Annotated in this window: 13 protein-coding genes and 1 other RNA gene; 9 read left to right on the top strand and 5 right to left on the bottom strand. The window is 45.0% G+C overall.

Features of this window, described 5'->3' with window-relative positions:
- The first annotated feature begins 117 nt into the window (after positions 1 to 117).
- From DW205_RS08540 to ssrA, 3 genes are all read left to right on the top strand, one after another.
- Positions 118 to 999, top strand: coding sequence for an alpha/beta hydrolase (locus tag DW205_RS08540; protein WP_005865072.1), 882 nt, complete (start codon positions 118 to 120; stop codon positions 997 to 999).
- A 206-nt stretch (positions 1000 to 1205) separates the two neighbouring features.
- A complete protein-coding gene (bglX, locus tag DW205_RS08535; RefSeq protein WP_005865074.1) occupies positions 1206 to 3518 on the top strand; it encodes a beta-glucosidase BglX in 2313 nt (770 codons plus the stop codon).
- A gap of 84 nt (positions 3519 to 3602) precedes the next feature.
- Positions 3603 to 4002, top strand: a transfer-messenger RNA (tmRNA) gene (gene ssrA, locus DW205_RS08530).
- 40 nt (positions 4003 to 4042) lie between these two features.
- Here ssrA and DW205_RS08525 read toward each other — a convergent pair.
- On the bottom strand, positions 4043 to 4864 hold the full coding sequence (locus tag DW205_RS08525; protein ID WP_005865120.1) for a M23 family metallopeptidase: 822 nt from the start codon (positions 4862 to 4864) through the stop codon (positions 4043 to 4045).
- 423 nt (positions 4865 to 5287) lie between these two features.
- On the opposite strand from DW205_RS08525, the gene DW205_RS08520 reads away from it, so the two are divergent.
- The 4 genes from DW205_RS08520 (at position 5288) to DW205_RS08505 (ending at position 8600) form a co-directional block, all read left to right on the top strand.
- Positions 5288 to 5590 carry a helix-turn-helix domain-containing protein gene (locus tag DW205_RS08520; protein WP_005865121.1) on the top strand — a complete coding sequence of 101 codons (303 nt, stop codon included), beginning with the start codon at positions 5288 to 5290 and terminating at the stop codon, positions 5588 to 5590.
- 249 nt (positions 5591 to 5839) lie between these two features.
- Positions 5840 to 6835: a TRAP transporter substrate-binding protein gene (locus DW205_RS08515; RefSeq protein WP_005855377.1), complete on the top strand. Its 996-nt coding sequence runs from the start codon at positions 5840 to 5842 to the stop codon at positions 6833 to 6835.
- On the top strand, positions 6819 to 7289 hold the full coding sequence (locus DW205_RS08510; protein WP_005865125.1) for a TRAP transporter small permease: 471 nt from the start codon (positions 6819 to 6821) through the stop codon (positions 7287 to 7289). Before DW205_RS08515 ends, DW205_RS08510 begins: the two co-directional genes overlap by 17 nt.
- Positions 7290 to 7301: 12 nt before the next feature.
- On the top strand, positions 7302 to 8600 hold the full coding sequence (locus DW205_RS08505; RefSeq protein ID WP_005865127.1) for a TRAP transporter large permease: 1299 nt from the start codon (positions 7302 to 7304) through the stop codon (positions 8598 to 8600).
- 178 nt (positions 8601 to 8778) lie between these two features.
- On the opposite strand, the gene uxuA is transcribed toward DW205_RS08505, so the two are convergent.
- The 4 genes from uxuA to DW205_RS08485 form a co-directional block, all read right to left on the bottom strand.
- Entirely contained in the window at positions 8779 to 9957 is a 1179-nt protein-coding gene (uxuA, locus tag DW205_RS08500) for a mannonate dehydratase (protein ID WP_005865129.1), read from the bottom strand.
- A gap of 74 nt (positions 9958 to 10031) precedes the next feature.
- Positions 10032 to 10844, bottom strand: coding sequence for an SDR family oxidoreductase (locus DW205_RS08495; RefSeq protein ID WP_005865131.1), 813 nt, complete (start codon positions 10842 to 10844; stop codon positions 10032 to 10034).
- Positions 10844 to 11905, bottom strand: a complete 1062-nt coding sequence (locus DW205_RS08490) for a LacI family DNA-binding transcriptional regulator (protein ID WP_005865133.1) — start codon at positions 11903 to 11905, stop codon at positions 10844 to 10846. Before DW205_RS08490 ends, DW205_RS08495 begins: the two co-directional genes overlap by 1 nt.
- Positions 11906 to 11939: 34 nt before the next feature.
- Complete coding sequence (locus tag DW205_RS08485) at positions 11940 to 12566, bottom strand: hypothetical protein (protein ID WP_005865135.1); 627 nt, start codon at positions 12564 to 12566, stop codon at positions 11940 to 11942.
- A 301-nt stretch (positions 12567 to 12867) separates the two neighbouring features.
- On the opposite strand from DW205_RS08485, the gene DW205_RS08480 reads away from it, so the two are divergent.
- Entirely contained in the window at positions 12868 to 14079 is a 1212-nt protein-coding gene (locus tag DW205_RS08480; RefSeq protein WP_005865137.1) for an efflux RND transporter periplasmic adaptor subunit, read from the top strand.
- A gap of 53 nt (positions 14080 to 14132) precedes the next feature.
- Entirely contained in the window at positions 14133 to 17354 is a 3222-nt protein-coding gene (locus tag DW205_RS08475; protein WP_005865138.1) for an efflux RND transporter permease subunit, read from the top strand.
- Positions 17355 to 17357: the final 3 nt, after the last annotated feature.

Here is a 17357-nt window from a genome sequence, read left to right as displayed (position 1 = left end):
GGAGAGGAGTCAGTCCGTAAGGGGTGACTCCTTTTTCTGTTTTTATTTATTCGATTCTGATTGGATAAATAAAATAAGATGTATATATTCGCTCCCTATAACTTAATAATGTGTTGTATGGTTAAGAAGTGGATATTCCCTTTATTGATTGGGGTTTGTTTAATCAATACGTCTATGGCACAAGAAAATCCGATTTTATTATTCCCAAAAGGGGCGCCGGGAGAAACTATTAAATTAATAGAGAAAGCTGATACGGATGGTGGAAAAACCGGTGGTGAGAGTGTTTTGCGTATTACGAATGTGAGTGAGCCAACGATTACTATATATCATGCTCCGGATGAAGTGGCCTCGGGTGCCGCTATGATTGTCTGTCCCGGTGGTGGTTACAATATTTTAGCTTATGATTTGGAAGGTGATGAAGTCTGTGAATGGCTTAATAATCTTGGAATAACTGCGGTCTTACTTAAATACCGGGTTCCAAGACGGGAAGGACTGGAAAAACACGAAGCTCCTTTGCAAGATGTACAGCGTGCGATTGGTTATGTTCGAGCGAACGCTGAGAACTTGAATATAGATCCAAAGCGAATCGGTGTGATGGGATTCTCGGCTGGTGGCCATTTAGCTGCCATGGTTAGCAATAATTTTTTGAAACGTACTTATCCGGCTATTGATGCTACGGATAAAGTAAGTTGTCGTCCGGACTATTGTTTATTGGTTTATCCTGCTTATTTAGATGGAGAGAATTTCCAATTGGCACCAGAGTTAAAGGTTTCATCTGCCACACCTCCAACCATGTTAATTCAAGCGGAAGATGATAAATCTTATATCAACAGTAGTATTTTCTATTATTATGCCTTAAAGGAAGCTGGTGTTCCGGCATGGATGCATTTATATAGTCAAGGTGGCCATGGATATGGGTTACGAGATACGGGAGCGTCTGTAAATGAATGGCCGGATCGGGCTGAAGATTGGTTTCGTGAGATCGGTCTGATCGAATAGAACTCCAGATATCTTTTCTGGAGACTTGCGGAGTAGATTCTTAAATCGATTGCGCAATTTATTTATTACTAGTTTATTATTGATGGTAAACGTAGTAAAAACGTAGTGTAGAAAAGTGTGTTCTATAGCATATCGTATCTTTGAAGTAGTGAGTTTATTGCTGTTTTCTGTTATTCGGGCTTTTTTTGAAGTAAAAAAGCTAAGTTATGAAATTCCTTAAAAGTTCAGTTTTATTTATTTCAATGGCATGTATAGTGCCTGTTTGTTCGATAGCGAGAGAAAAAAGTGAGAGAATCACAAGAGCTGAGATTGAACAGAAAAGTGCGGATGAATTTATAAATGGTCTGATGAGTCGAATGACCGTTGATGAGAAAATTGGCCAATTGAATCTTCCTAGTTATGGAAACGTAATGCCAAATCCTAAAAAGAGTGAGATAGCCAGTCGTATTGTACGAGGAGAGGTTGGTGGTATATTTAATATATTCGGTGTCGATGCGATCCGGCAGTTACAAGAAGTCGCGGTTAAAGAAAGTCGGTTGGGGATTCCTATAATTGTTGGCGCTGATATTTGTAATGGTTATAAAACCGTTTTTCCCATTCCTCTAGGTCTTTCGTGTAGTTGGAAACCGGAGAATATAGAAGAGGTCGCTCGAATTTCCGCGAAGGAAGTTGGTGCTGATGGTATCTGTTGGACATATAGCCCGATGGTCGATATATATCATGATGCCCGGTGGGGACGAGTAAAGGAAGGAGCGGGCGAGGATCCGTTTCTTGGAGGTATAATGGCTCAAGCATGGGTGCGTGGTTATCAAGGCAATGATTTATCGGCTGATACGACTCTTATGGCATGTGTAAAGCATTATGCGCTTTATGGAGCGGCCGAGGCTGGTCGGGATTATAATACGGTAGATATGAGCCGTGTGACTGCCATGAATTATTACATGCGTCCTTATCAAGCTGCTGTAGAAGCAGGAGTAGGAAGTATCATGACTTCATTCAACGAATTTGAAAGTATCCCCGCGACCGGAAATACTTGGCTTCTTAATGACGTATTGCGTAAACAATGGGGATTTAACGGCTTTGTCGTGTCTGATTTTACGGCAATAGCGGAGATGGTAAACCATGGAATAGGTAATCGTCAGGAAGTCGGAGTCAAGGCGCTAAAGGCGGGTGTCGATATGGATATGATAGCGGACTGTTATCATGCCGTATTAAAGAAATCATTGGAAGAAGGGAAAATAACAGAGGCTGAGATTGACTCTGCTTGCCGGAGAATACTAATCGCAAAATACCAATTGGGATTGTTCCATGATCCATATAAATATTGTAATCCGAAAAGAGCCGCCAAAGAGTTCTTGTCGGTAAATAATGTATCTGCGGCCCGTCGTATTGCGGCGGAGTCTTTCGTGTTACTTAAAAATGATAATAATCTGCTTCCACTTAAAGGATGTCGTAAGGTCGCTGTAGTCGGTCCTTTAGCGGATAGCAAGGCGAATATGGCTGGATCGTGGAAATATGATGAGCAGACTAAATCTTATCATGGATTGGTAGAGGATTTACAGGAATCTTTGGGAAATGGAGTAGAGGTTGTTTTTGCAAAAGGCAGCAATCTAGTCGATGATCCCGTTTATGAAGCGAACTTTACGGATCAAAATCGTTCAACCCGGGATGATAGAAGCGATGAACAATTAATCGCCGAGGCCCTAAAAGTGGTGGAAGGCGCTGATGTGATTATCGCTGCTTTGGGTGAATCGATAGATATGAGTGGAGAAGGCGCTAGTAGAGCCATCCTTGAAATGCCGCAAACGCAGAAAAAATTACTGGATGCTATCCAGAAGACAGGAAAGCCGATCGTAATGGTACTTTTTACCGGAAGACCTTTGGCATTACAATCCGAGGAAAAGCAGGTGAATGCGATCTTGAACGTATGGTTCGGTGGTACGGAAGCAGGAGCGGCTATTGCCGATGTCTTGACCGGAAAGGTTTCTCCGACAGGGAAGTTAACCATGTCTTTTCCTCGTGTAACAGGCCAATGTCCGATCTATTATAATCATAAGATGACAGGACGCCCTATGTCTCCCGATGCTTGGTACACTCGTTATGTCTCCAATTATATAGATGTGTTGAATGAGCCTCTTTATCCATTTGGTTACGGCTTGAGTTATACGACTTATACGTATGGCGATGTATCTTTGAATATGAATTCAATGGATGCAAATGGAAAAATTCAAGCATCCGTGATTGTTACCAATACCGGGGCTCAGGATGGAGAGGAAATCGTACAGCTTTATTTACGTGATATCGTACGCAGCATAACCCCTCCGGTCCAAGAATTGAAAGGATTCAAGCGAGTTGCGTTAAAAGCGGGAGAAAGCAAGAAAGTAACCTTTGATATTGATGTGGATATGTTGAAATTCTACGATTCAACCTTAGATTATGTCGCTGAGCAGGGTGAGTTTCAGGTAATGATCGGTGGAAATAGTAAAGAGGTGAAAACTGCTTCGTTTACATTAAAATAATCCTAATCGGAAGGAATCAGTTATGGGTCTTTGCTAAATTCGAAATTATATGTATCTTTGCCAAAAGAAATATTACAAAACCATGGGGATGACCGGTTTTGACAGCGGGTAGAAGTGGTTTGTAAGCATGTAGTGCGTGGTTGGCTTGCACTTAAATCTCAGACAACGAACAATTAACTGGCGAAAATAATTACGCTCTCGCTGCTTAATCGAAGTATAGTAGATTCAAGCTTAATCCCTGCAAAAGTTGCGGGGACGTGACATCACCCGGATGCTGTGGCTCCGAAGCGTTCCGATCAGGTGGTGCAGCAATATCGGAGATAGTTTGAGATAAGCCTCGGGTCTCAGGCGAAACTTTAGAGGATAAGGGATGAGTGGGTGGCTTCGGTCTTGCTCTTCCCCGACAATGAAGGCGAAGATAAACATGTAGAAAGCAAATTAATTCCTCGTTTGGACGAGAGTTCGAATCTCTCCATCTCCACGGAATGAAAAAAGGCCTTACGGATTGTCCGTAAGGCCTTTTTTCATTCATTGTAAACCCATTTATAAGGAGGTGGCGGTACGTATGGACCAGCCTTTTGATGGGGTAATATATCAACCGATTTGACGATTACGTTATTACCTTTCTGGGTACAAACCAGACATTTTGAACGTAATTTCCTTTTAGCCATGTTGAAGACGATATTCGGATTGAAATGAACTCCGTTTATACGAGTCTCAAAATGTAAATGCTCGGTAGTAGCCCTGCCAGTACGTCCGGTTAAGGCGATCGGTTGTCCGGCGAGAATGCGATCTCCGGGTTTAACCAAGTTCTTGGAGTTGTGGCTATAGATCGTTTCCAGTCCATTATAATGGCGGACAACGATAACGTTGCCATAGGCGGCGAATGGTTTCGCCATCCTGACAATACCATCGAAAGCAGACACGATCGTATCGTTGGCACAAGTTTTGATATCTACTCCGGAATGATGCCTTCTCCTTCCCCCGTAAGGAGAGATCACGTTTCCATTAGGAAGGGGAAATGCGTATTCCCCGGCGGGGATCAAGGATAAATCAATAATTTCCGTGTTATTCTCATCGAATAGCTTGGGGTCCTTGATCGCTATCTGGCTTTTATCACGGGGCGTAAAGGCTTCCGTGATATCTTTTCTAGGAGAATGACAAACCGCTAGCTCCGGAGCTTCCGGCAACATGAAATTGAAATCCACGACGGGAAGAGGAATATTTGCCGTAGGGAAATCCACAGTCTCGGGAGGGGCCGGGCGTGGAGCAGGCTTTTGCGTACGGCAAGACGCAAATAAAATTAGCGTAAGAATGAGTATTCCATTGTGTATTTTAGATGCCATTAGATATTGTTTTACCACAAAAGTATAAAAAAGCCTCTTTCAATGACCTATATTTCCGATATGTTTATACTTCTTTTTATTCTTTGTGTTTTTTCTGATAGTTGAATTTGCCTACCTTTGTAAAGGTAAAATGGAGATATTATACGATGATTGAGGGGACTAGTTTGTCTCTTTGGTCAGAGAGGATGACGATATTGTATTTGCTGGTATTTCTCTAAACTGAAAACGACCAATTTAAAGTACACAGAGAAATAGACAATGCGAATACACCTGTATTTGGTGTGTTCCTTTGCCTTATTTCTGTTGTGTACAAGGCATTTGGTCGTGCCGCAGTTTGACGGGTTTAAGGTAAAGTGTAACACACCTTTTCTCAGATGTGGGTTTATTTATGAGATAAGATTACCTTAAAAACGGCTTTTGTATATGAAAGAACAAAAGGAGATACATATCGGTTCGTTAATAAAAGAGAAAATGGAAGAGCGGGGACTTTCGGTTTCCGATTTTGCCCATGCGTTGCATTATGAACGTACCAATATTTATAAGATATTTAAGCGAAGCAGTATTGATGTTGATTTGTTACTGCGTATATCGGAAGTCTTAGCCTATGATTTCTTGCGGGAGGTGTATTTAGCGGACGAACCCCGGCGATATTCAATCACTATAGAAGCGGACAAGGAAGATATAGAGGAGATCCGTAAATGGCTGTTAGAGAAAAGGCGTGAATAAGTTTCACGCTTTCGTGAAATAAGATCACGGTCGATATAAGACCGGTCACTTTGATTGTTTCTACATTTGACCGTCTCGATGTTTCATCATAACATTAGAGAAATAGGTTAAATCAAGGCCGTGCTCTTCTTGTTCCGTATGTGAATATAGGCAGGAAGAAAGCGGCCACTTTTTTCTTCTGTGTACGTGCACAATTCGATTATTTCCTTTATATTTGTCGATAAACAACGAATTGTTAACATTTCTAATATGAAAGTTCTAAAGACCGCCCTGCTATTCCTGATGTGCGTATCTTTCTCCTTCTCCTGTAAGGAAGGGGTAAAGGAAGTAAGGGTGCTGAAACTGGCACACGGATTGCCCCCCAGCCATTCCGTCCATTTAGGATTGCTCTATATGAACGAGCGTCTGAAAGAGTTGTCCGGAGGAAAGATGAGCATGGACATTTATTCTTCCGCTCAATTGGGGTCCGAAAATCAATGTATAGAGTTGCTTCAAATAGGAAGTCTCGATATCACGAAAGTTTCCTCCGCTGCGTTGGAAGGATTTGCCGATCCGTTTAAGGTATTTGGCATACCTTATCTATTCCGTTCCCGTGAGCAGTTTTTCGAGGTGTTGGATGGTTCGGTAGGTAAACAGATATTGGGATCAACGGAACCTTATTGGTTTAGGGGACTCGCTTATTTTGACTCGGGGGCCCGTAGCTTTTATACGGTAAACAAGCAGATTCGTACTCCCGAGGATCTGAAAGGACTGAAGATCCGTGTGCAAAAGAGCCCGATAGCCGTGGAGATGATGAAGACATTCGGTGGTTCGGCTACTCCCGTGGATTGGGGTGAATTGTATACGGCCTTACAAAGTAATGTCGTGGATGGAGCCGAGAATAATACGCCTTCCGTGACAACAGCGTTCCATCATGAGGTGGTAAAATACTATTCAGTCAATGAGCACACGATGTGTCCGGACGTGATCATCATTAGCTTGGCTACTTGGCAGAAGCTGACGGAACAAGAACGTAATTGGTTGCGACAAGCCGCTGACGCCGCCGCTATTTATCAACGGAAACTTTGGGCGGAGCAAGAGAAGCAATCGCTAGAGGAGATGGAAGCGCACGGAGTGGAAATTATTTACCCGGATAAGCAGCCGTTTATGGATGCCGCCGCCCCGATGATCGAGCGGTTTAAGAATGATCCGGTTTTTCATGATTTAATCGATCAAATACAGAATACCCATGAGAAAGATAATTGATAAAGGATTGGAGCTATCGTTGATTTTCTTGATGGCTTTCTTGGTCGTGGATGTGCTATGGCAGGTATTAAGCCGGTATATTCTGGTTTCCCCGAGTTCCGTGACGGATGAATTGGCCGGATATTTATTGATCTGGGTGGGATTGTTGGGGGCCGCTTATGTATCCGGTAAAAATGAGCATCTAGCGATCGATTTATTGCTTCAACATATGCGTCCTTCCCGCAGAAAGCTCTTGCGATTGTTTATCTTCTTGATCGTATTTTTATTCGCTGTATTTGTATTGATCGTAGGAGGGGCTTGGCTGGTATACACTCGTTTTCATTTGGGAGTTACTTCGGCTTCCTTAGAGATTAATTTAGGATATGTGTATTTGGCATTGCCGCTAGGGGGATTGCTTACCGCTTATTATGCGGTAGATAATGCGATCGCCCTGTTTCGTTCCTCTAATTCTTAAAAGACTGATGATATGGATATGATAGGTATACTCGTATTAGTGATAAGTTTTTTTTTCCTGCTGGTGGTCGGGGTTCCGGTAGCGTATAGCATCGGTGTGGCGGGTATATTGACGATGCTCGTGAATATAGACTCGCTTCCCGCCCTTACGACTTATGCGATGCGTATGGCTTCGGGTCTGGACAGTTTCGCTCTGCTGGCGATCCCGTTTTTTATATTGGCGGGGAATATCATGAATAGCGGAGGCATTGCCTTGCGCTTGATCGATTTCGCTAAAGTGCTGGTCGGACGATTGCCCGGAGGACTGGCGGTGGTCAATGTCGTGGCGAATATGTTATTCGGGGCGATCAGTGGCTCTGCCGCCGCCGCTGCCTCTGCTATCGGGAGTATTATGACACCGGAGATGAAAAAGGCCGGTTACGATCCGAATTTCAGTGCCGCCGTAAATATCTCTTCCGCCACTACCGGTATGACGATACCTCCGAGTAATGTCTTGATCGTTTACTCCTTGGCGAGTGGTGGAGTCTCTGTATCCGCCTTGTTTATGGCTGGTTATCTACCGGGAATTCTTACGGGAGTGGCGATCATGATCGTAGCCGCTATGTTTGCCGCACGAAAGGGGTATCCGGTTGGCGTACGTGTTCCGTTCTCGGAGGCGACAAAGGTATTTTTCAGGGCGATCCCTAGTTTGATGCTATTGGTGATCGTGATCGGAGGAATCTTGGCGGGACTGTTTACGGCTACCGAGGCTTCGGCGATCGCTGTGCTGTATGCGTTAATCCTCTCTTTTATCTATAAAGAACTTACTTGGGCTAAATTGCCGCAAGTGTTATTGCGATCGGCCAAGACTACGGCTATCGTCCTTCTTTTGGTGGCGACCTGTACGGGTTTGTCTTGGATCATGAGTTATGAGAATATTCCTCAGACGGTAAGTGCCGCTTTGCTAAGTATAAGCGACAATCCGGTGGTCATCTTGATACTTATCAACGTGATCCTATTGATTGTCGGGATCTTTATGGACATGACGCCCGCTGTCTTGATCTTTACCCCGATCTTCCTGCCGATAGCGACGGGGCAATTGGGGATGGACCCGGTACATTTCGGGATCATGATGGTATTGAACCTTTGTGTGGGATTATGTACGCCACCGGTGGGTTCGGTATTGTTTATCGGATGTAGCGTAGCGGGGACAAAGATCGATCAGGTGATCCGTCCGTTGCTGCCGATGTTTGCGGCGATGGTTATTGTCTTGTTCTTGGTGGCCTTCTTGCCGGATTTAAGCTTATTGATTCCCCGGTTGTTCGGTTTGTGATGTTCCCCCATAGGGTCGAGGTAGCCTTGTGCTATAAATAGGGCAGTACTGTGTACGAAGTATTCCAGTACTTACGTGCTGAGTACCGCAATACTTCGTGCAGAGTACTGTAGTACTTCAGTCACAGTACTGCGGTACTTCGTACACAGTACTGCGCTAACTGTAAGACGCTATCTTTTTAATGTCCTTTGAACAGGGATAAGGCGATACCCATCTCCAATCCCCGTAGCTCGGCCAGACCCCGTAAACGTCCGATGCAGGAGTAGCCCGGGTTGGTTTTCTTCTTTAGGTCGTCTATCATTTGATGTCCATGATCCGGTCGCATGGCGATGGAGCATTGGCGGCGTTGCTGCAATTCAAGGAAGGCTTTCATGACACCATACATGTCCACATCGCCCTCCAGATGGTTCGCCTCGAAAAAATTACCCTCCGAGTCTCGTTGCGTGCTGCGGAAATGAACGAAATCGATCCGATCCCCGTAACGTTCCATGATCCCGGCCAAGTCGTTATCACTTCTGACACCGAAAGAACCTGTGCATAGGCAAAGCCCGTTGCTAGGATTCGGCACGGCCTCTATTAACTTCCGGAAATCATCTTCCGTGCTCAAGATACGGGGAAGCCCGAGAATGGAATAGGGGGGATCATCCGGATGGATAACGAGCTTGACACCGGCCTCGTCCGCCACGGGAGCTATTTCCCGTAAGAAATAGATCAGGTTCGAGCGAAGTCTCTCCGCGTCGATATCTTTATAACGGTCTAACGCTTCCCTGAACTGCTCGATCGTAAAAGTCTCTTCCGAGCCGGGTAGTCCGGCGATCATATTGCGAACCAACAGCTGGCGGTCTTCCTCGCTCATAGCGTCATAGCGTGCCTTGGCTTTCGCCTTGTCCGCCTCCGTATATTCGGCTTCCGCCGCCGGTCGTTTCAATATAAATAAGTCGAACGCCATAAAAGCCGCGCGTTCAAAGCGCAAGGCTTTGGAACCATCCGGCATCGTATAAGCCAAATCGGTACGAGTCCAGTCCAATACCGGCATGAAGTTGTAAGTAACTACCCGGATATCGCAAGCTCCCAGATTACGGATGCTTTGTTTGTAGTTTTCTATATAGGTTTGAAAATCCCCGGTTTGCGTCTTGATATGCTCGTGTACGGGCACACTCTCAACCACACTCCACCGTAATCCGGCGGATTCGATCAAGGCTTTCCGCTTTTGAATCTCTTCCGTAGTCCAAACTTCCCCGTTCGGGATATGGTGCAACGCATTTACGATACCGGTGGCACCCGCCTGACGGATGTCCCAAAGGCTGACAGGATCATTCGGTCCGTACCAACGCCAAGTTTGCTCACATAGATACATAATGAATAATTTTTAAATTTATCAATGTGCCAATATGCCAATGCGGTTTGATGCATGGCTGGTTGGCACATTATTTAGATGGAGAAAGCGTCGAAACCTCCGTCTATGGGGATCACGGTACCGGTTACGAATGCGGAGGCGTCGCTCGCCAGCCATTGTAAAGTACCGAGTAACTCCTCCGGTTTTCCTAAGCGGCGGAACGGCGTGTGCGCGACGATCGTGTTGCAACGATCACTAGGTGATCCATCCGGATTGCTCATCAATGCCCGGTTCTGCTCGGTAAGGAAGAATCCCGGTGCCATGGCGTTCACTCGCAGGCCCTCTCCGAATTTAATCGCTAGCTCCCCGGCCATGTATTGCGTGAAATTGTTGATAGCGGCTTTCGCGCATCCATAGCCAACCACACGAGTCAATGGGCGTAGGGATGATTCGGACGAGATGTTAATAATGCTTCCTTTCCCTTGTCCCACCATGACCTCGGCGAAGACCATTGTCGGCAGTACGGTCCCGAATAAGTTCAGGTCCACGACCGTCCGGAAAGCATCGATATCCAGATCAAAGATCGTCTTGTCGGGAGGAATCGTCGCTCCGGCTTGGTTGCCACCCGCCAAATTGACTAAAACATCAATCTTCCCATATGCTTTCAATATCTCTTGCTTGTTTTGCTCCAGCAAGGCTTTATCCAGTACGTTTGAAACCAAGAATAAGGCCTCGCCCCCTTCCGCTTTAATCTCACCAACCAAGGCAGATCCTTTTTGCTCGTTTCGTCCGAGGATTACGACGTACGCGCCTTCTCTCGCCAAGTGCTTGGCCATGCAGGCTCCTAATATACCATAGCCTCCGGTCAACAAAATCACTTTCTCTTTTACGCTAAATAAGGAGTTCATCAGATATAATTATTGTAGTATTGTATATTTTCCTTTACCAAGATATCGATCGGCATATAATTGACAGGCTCAATTTTCTCCTTAAGGATCAAATGCCTGAAAAGTGCCTTGATACAATGATATCCTTGTACCTCCGGTCGCTGGGCGATCAAATGCGTGATCAAGCCGTTTTCCAGATAACGGACATTCGGTTCTATCACATCGTAGCCAAGAAGCTTGAAAGGATAGTCCGGCCGTTCGCTACTTAGATAATCTCCAAGGAAATGGGCCCTCGAATTAAAGATGATACCGATTCTTACTTGAGGATATTTGTCGAAGAAAGTATTCAGTAGTCTCGTATTCTCTTCTCGGTCATCCGCGTGCACATGCAGCAAATGAATCTTTCCCTTGAATGAGGTATTGGCGAGATAATCCCGGAATCCTTCCTCTCGCTTCTGCACTTGCGTAGAACATGAATCCCCCTTACGGGTGAAACGGAAAATCACTAAATCGTCCTCTTGACGGATTTGCTCGAATAAAAGGCGTCCCGCTATATACCCCGAATCATATGAATGCGTTCCGTAGTAAGAGATACAATTCGTGTGGTCGATAAAAGAATCGATTAATATATAAGGAATACCTTTCAGGTCTAGCCGCGGGGTCAAGGTCAAGACACTTTGCTTGAATAATGTAGCGATGATAACCCCTTGGCAATCCGCGGTCTCAATCTTCGGGATTAATTCGTCGAAACTGTTGCTATCGTATTGGTCAAAATAGATTTGCTCGACGTCTATATTATAGCTAAACAATTCCCGTTCCGCTTTCTCTATCCCTTGGCTTAGTTTCGCCCAGTATTCCCCTTCATGGAAAGAAGGGATCAAAGCGATGAAATGATATTTTTTCTTCAACGCTAAAGAACGGGCTATCAGATTTGGTTGATAGTCAATTTCTTTTAAGATTTTCTCCACCTTTTTCCGTGCGTCCTCCGATACCTTTCCCCGCTCATGTAAAATGCGGTCTACCGTACCGGTCGATACACCGGATAATTCGGCGATATCTTTTATCCTGTAATTTTTATTCATGGTATAGATTGTAGTGTGTATTCGTCCTCTCTGTTTATTCGAGTATTTGAAGAGGAGTGTTCAATTTACGGAAAACGTAGCCATACATCATATAGATAAGAGGAACGGCGACGAAAATTCCGATACCGAACAAAATACATCCTAATATCAGGATCCCGATCATAACCAACGCCAGAATGAACAGAGGCAATACTTGTCCTTTCGTTATCTCCCAGCTTTTATGCAAAGACTCGATAATCCCGGCGTTTTCCTCGATAATAAAGGCTTGGAAGAACTGAAGGCGCAATGCCAGATAAATACCGGGGATGATAAAAAATAAGAAACCCGCCAATACGACAAATCCCGTGATAAGACTCGCTAGAAAGTAGGTGATGATATTCTTTGTCTGTTGTCCATATGCGGAAAACTGAGGTTCTTCCCCATCCAACGCCTGAAATATATTTTTCATATATCCTAAGGAGAAAATAATGGAGAATAACGCGCTGATCACGTTTACGATGATTTTACCGATCATAGAACTTTGCATGGGCATCGCGAACGCTGTCAGCGTGAAAGACAAGATACAATATCCGATTAATAATCCGGCTAATATCCATAGCTGCGACTTCGTTCCCTTCCATGCGGTACTGAATACTTCTGATATTATAAATTTAGGTTCCATAATGTATAATATTTGTTTATTGTGTGTGGACACAAATGTAAAATATATTGTTGAAAAAAACAATTTTATTTTCGTTTGAAACCAAAAGAGAAGTATTTCAACAGGTGCTTCCTTCTAAGTGCTATTAATTTAGGTGAAAAAGATAAGTAGGAAACAGAAAATCGTGTAAAAAGTTTCTACATTTGTAGGATGAAACAGCGAGTAAAGACCCTATTGTGTGAATAGATGTAAAAGATCTCCACTTGGGTTAGAAAGAGAAGGTAACTGAAAAACAGCCTTGAATATATAATTATATACAAATATGGATAAACGAATGCTGAAAATTACGATTACTCAGTTAAGGCAGATCGCATTGTTTGCGGTTGGTATGTCTTTATTAACTGCCTGTGGAAACAGTCAGAGTGGTATGAAATTAGGGGATGCTGAGTTCGCTGTGATGGCGGTCAATTCAACGACTAGCGACCAAACAACATCCTATCCGGCTACCATCAAAGGTACGCAGGATATCGAAGTCCGTCCTCAAGTTTCTGGATTTATCGTGAAATTATGTGTGGATGAGGGAGCTACGGTTCGTAAAGGACAGGCGTTGTTCCAAATTGATCCTACGCAGTACGCTGCCGCGGTAGGTCAGGCTAAGGCCGCGGTAGAGATGGCGAAGGCAAACGTAAGCACTTTAACATTGACCGAGAGGAATAAGAAGACTTTGTTTGATCAGAAAATCATCAGTGATTTCGAGTATCAGACTGCCGTGAACCAGCTGATGTCGGCAAAAGCGAGCTTGGCGCAGGCGGAGGCTCAATTGGTTAGCGCTAACCAGAACTTGTCTTTCTGTACGGTTACAAGTCCCTCGAACGGTGTTGTCGGTACATTCCCGTATCGTGTAGGTAGCTTGGTAAGCGCTTCGATCGCTCAACCGTTGACTACCGTATCTGAGATCGGTGATATGTATGTGTATTTCTCTATGACGGAAAAGGAGCTATTGGCATTGACGAAAGCCGGTGGTACCTTGAAAGAGCAATTAGAGAAGATGCCGGCCGTAAGACTGCAATTGGCGGATGGCTCTACGTACCATCATGAGGGTAAGATTGATGCCGTGAGCGGTGTTATCGATCAATCTACCGGTTCTGTAAGCATGCGTGCTATTTTCTCTAACGAGGGAAATGTCTTACGAAGCGGTGGTACTGGTAATATTATCTTCCCATATACGATGAACGATATCATTACGATCCCTCAATCGGCTACCGTGGAGATCCAGGATAAGAAATTCGTATTTGTATTGCAGCCTGATAATACCGTGAAGAATACCGAGATCAAGGTTTCCAATTTGAATGATGGCAAAAATTATTTAGTGACGGGAGGTTTGAAGTCCGGTGATAAGATTGTCGTGGAAGGCGTACAGATCTTGAAAGACGGCCAGGAAATCCAGCCGATTACTCGTGAGCAGCAAAAGGCAAAGTACGATCAGGCCTTGAAAGACCAGCATGACGGTAATTTACAGACTGCTTTTAATTAATAGGTATATAGAATAAGACAAATATTCGCTTTTGTCGAGTAAAAACGAAAGATATGAAATTAGATAGATTTATAAACCGCCCGGTGCTCTCCACGGTGATTTCCATCTTGATTGTCATCTTGGGTTTCCTAGGCTTGATTTCCTTGCCGGTTACCCAATATCCGGATATCGCCCCTCCAACCGTTTCGGTAAGGGCAACTTATACGGGTGCCAATGCGCAAACGGTATTGAATAGTGTGATCGCGCCTTTGGAAGACCAGATCAATGGTGTTGAGAACATGATGTATATGAGTTCCAATGCCTCTAATAATGGTTCTGCGGATATCTCCATTTATTTTAAGCAAGGAACGGATCCGGATATGGCGGCTGTCAATGTGCAGAACCGTGTATCTATGGCACAAGGTTTGTTGCCTGCCGAGGTAACGCAGATTGGTGTGACGACCCAGAAACGTCAGAACTCAATGTTGTTGGTTTTCTCCGTATATGCGGAAGATGATCGTTATGACTCAGAGTTTCTTGAGAATTACGCAAAGATTAACTTGATCCCGGAAGTCCAGCGTGTGCCGGGTGTCGGTGATGCCAACGTGTTGGGTACAGACTACTCCATGCGTATTTGGTTGAAGCCGGATGTGATGGCCCAATATAAATTAAGTCCGAGCGACGTAACCGTTGCCTTGTCTGAACAGAACGTAGAGGCCGCTCCGGGTTCGTTCGGCGAACAAGGAAATCAGTCTTTCCAATATACGATCCGCTATAAAGGACGTTTGCAAGAGGCTAATGAGTTTGAGCAGATTGTTGTAAAGGCTTTGCCGGATGGTGAGGTCTTGCGTTTGAAAGATATCGCCGATATCGAGTTGGGGCGTTTGACTTACAACTTTATCAACCGTGTAAATGGTCACGACGCCGTTACCTGTATCGTTTACCAGATGCCGGGAACCAACGCTACGGAAACAATTAGTAACATTGAAACCTTGCTGGAGGAAACTCAGTTGACAATGCCTCCCGGAATGAAGGTGAATATTTCCATGAATGCCAATGACTTCTTGTTCGCTTCTATCCATGAGGTAATCAAGACTTTGTTGGAGGCGTTCGTATTGGTGTTTATCGTGGTATATGTGTTCTTGCAGGATTTGCGTTCTACGTTGATTCCGGCTATCGCTATCCCGGTTGCCTTGATCGGTACCTTCTTTATGTTATCCTTGATCGGATTTAGTATCAACTTGTTGACTCTTTGTGCTATGGTGCTTGCCATCGCTATTGTGGTCGATGATGCGATCGTCGTCGTCGAGGGTGTCCATGCCAAGTTGGACCAAGGGTACAAGTCGGCGAAACTCGCTTCTATCGATGCCATGAGTGAGTTGGGTGGCGCTATCGTCTCCATTACGTTGGTCATGATGTCCGTGTTTATTCCCGTAAGTTTCATGGGAGGTACGGCCGGTACGTTCTATCGCCAGTTCGGTCTGACGATGGCGATCGCTATCGGTTTGTCCGCTTTGAACGCCTTGACATTGAGTCCCGCCTTGTGTGCGATATTCCTGAAACCGCATGATGAGGAGCATAAAGAAAAGAAAACGACATTTATTTCCCGTTTCCATACCTCATTCAATGCGGCTTACGATTCTTTGCTAGCTAAGTATAAGAAGCAGGTCGTGTTCTTTATCCAGAAGAAATGGCTTTCATTCGGTATTGTCGCCGGTTGTATCGCCGTATTGGTATTCTTGATGCAGGTTACGCCTACCGGTATGGTGCCGAACGAGGATACGGGTACGATCATGGGTGCCGTTACGTTACCACCGGGAACTTCCCAGGAGCGTACCTATGAGGTGATGAATAAGGTCGATAGTTTGATCGCTGCGGATCCGGCGGTAGAGTCGCGTACGGCGGTTGTTGGTTTCAGTTTTATCGGTGGTCAAGGACCTTCTTACGGCTCATTTATCATCAAGTTGAAAGACTGGGAAGACCGTTCTATGATGCAGAACTCGGATATCGTATATGGTAGTTTGTTCATGCGTGCCCAAAAGATCGTGAAAGACGCTCAGGTATTGTTCTTTACGCCGCCTATGATCCCGGGTTACTCTGCGTCCAGTGATATTGAGTTGAATATGCAGGATAAGACCGGAGGTAATTTGGATCGTTTCTTTGATATCTCCAAGGAATATATGGCTGCTTTGACGGCACGTCCGGAGATCAAGTCCGCTCAAACTACGTTTAACCCGAACTTCCCGCAATACGAGATCGATATCGACGCTGCCGCTTGTAAGAAAGCCGGTATCAGTCCGAAGGACATCTTGTCTACCTTGCAGGGATATTATGGTGGTTTATATGCCTCTAACTTCAACCGTTTCGGTAAGATGTACCGTGTAATGGTGCAAGCGGATCCCGATTTGCGTAAGAATATGGAGTCCATGAAGAACATCAAGGTAAAGAGCGGTAACGATATGGCTCCGATTTCCCAGTTCATTACGATGAAGAAGGTATATGGCCCGGATATCATCAGCCGTTTCAATATGTATACCGCCATCAAGGTCATGGTTGCCCCGGCGGATGGTTATACCAGTGGTCAGGCGTTGAAAGCGATTGACGAGGTGGCTAAGACAACGCTTCCGGCAGGTTTCGACTATGAGTTAGGTGGTATGGCACGTGAGGAGGCAAGTACGAGTGGCAGTACGACGGCTTTGATCTTCTTGTTGTGTTTCGTATTCGTTTACTTGCTGTTGAGCGCGCAGTATGAGAGTTACATCCTTCCTTTGTCCGTATTGCTCTCCGTGCCGTTCGGTTTGATGGGTAGCTTCTTGTTCGTCCAAGGTTGGGCCGCTTTGGGAAATATCCCGGCGTTGAAGATGATCGTAGGAACCATGTCTAACAATATCTATATGCAGATCGCCTTGATCATGTTGGTAGGTTTGTTGGCGAAGAACGCTATCTTGATCGTAGAGTTCGCTTTGGAACGTCGTCGTATGGGTATGAGTATCACATGGGCTGCCGTATTAGGAGCCGCCGCCCGTTTGCGTCCGATCTTGATGACCTCATTGGCGATGGTGGTCGGATTGTTGCCTATGATGTTCGCGTTCGGAGTAGGAGCGCACGGTAACCGTACATTGGGTACAGCGGCTATTGGCGGTATGTTCATCGGTATGATCTTCCAGATCTTTATTGTTCCGGTTTTGTTCGTGGTATTCCAGTACTTACAGGAGAAATTCAAGCCGATCGAATGGGAAGATTTGGATAACAGCGATATGAGTACGGAAATAGAACAGTACGCTAAAATAAAATAAGAG

The sequence above is a fragment of the Parabacteroides sp. AM17-47 genome (genome assembly GCF_003434625.1).
Classification (GTDB): domain Bacteria; phylum Bacteroidota; class Bacteroidia; order Bacteroidales; family Tannerellaceae; genus Parabacteroides; species Parabacteroides distasonis.
This window is presented reverse-complemented; position numbering and strand designations above follow the sequence as displayed.

Coding starts and splice junctions, on each gene's coding strand:
- DW205_RS08540 (WP_005865072.1), top strand. CDS start 118: ATGGTTAAGAAGTGGATATTCCCTTTATTGATTGGGGTTTGTTTAATC.
- bglX (WP_005865074.1), top strand. CDS start 1,206: ATGAAATTCCTTAAAAGTTCAGTTTTATTTATTTCAATGGCATGTATA.
- DW205_RS08525 (WP_005865120.1), bottom strand. CDS start 4,864: ATGGCATCTAAAATACACAATGGAATACTCATTCTTACGCTAATTTTA.
- DW205_RS08520 (WP_005865121.1), top strand. CDS start 5,288: ATGAAAGAACAAAAGGAGATACATATCGGTTCGTTAATAAAAGAGAAA.
- DW205_RS08515 (WP_005855377.1), top strand. CDS start 5,840: ATGAAAGTTCTAAAGACCGCCCTGCTATTCCTGATGTGCGTATCTTTC.
- DW205_RS08510 (WP_005865125.1), top strand. CDS start 6,819: ATGAGAAAGATAATTGATAAAGGATTGGAGCTATCGTTGATTTTCTTG.
- DW205_RS08505 (WP_005865127.1), top strand. CDS start 7,302: ATGGATATGATAGGTATACTCGTATTAGTGATAAGTTTTTTTTTCCTG.
- uxuA (WP_005865129.1), bottom strand. CDS start 9,957: ATGTATCTATGTGAGCAAACTTGGCGTTGGTACGGACCGAATGATCCT.
- DW205_RS08495 (WP_005865131.1), bottom strand. CDS start 10,844: ATGAACTCCTTATTTAGCGTAAAAGAGAAAGTGATTTTGTTGACCGGA.
- DW205_RS08490 (WP_005865133.1), bottom strand. CDS start 11,905: ATGAATAAAAATTACAGGATAAAAGATATCGCCGAATTATCCGGTGTA.
- DW205_RS08485 (WP_005865135.1), bottom strand. CDS start 12,566: ATGGAACCTAAATTTATAATATCAGAAGTATTCAGTACCGCATGGAAG.
- DW205_RS08480 (WP_005865137.1), top strand. CDS start 12,868: ATGGATAAACGAATGCTGAAAATTACGATTACTCAGTTAAGGCAGATC.
- DW205_RS08475 (WP_005865138.1), top strand. CDS start 14,133: ATGAAATTAGATAGATTTATAAACCGCCCGGTGCTCTCCACGGTGATT.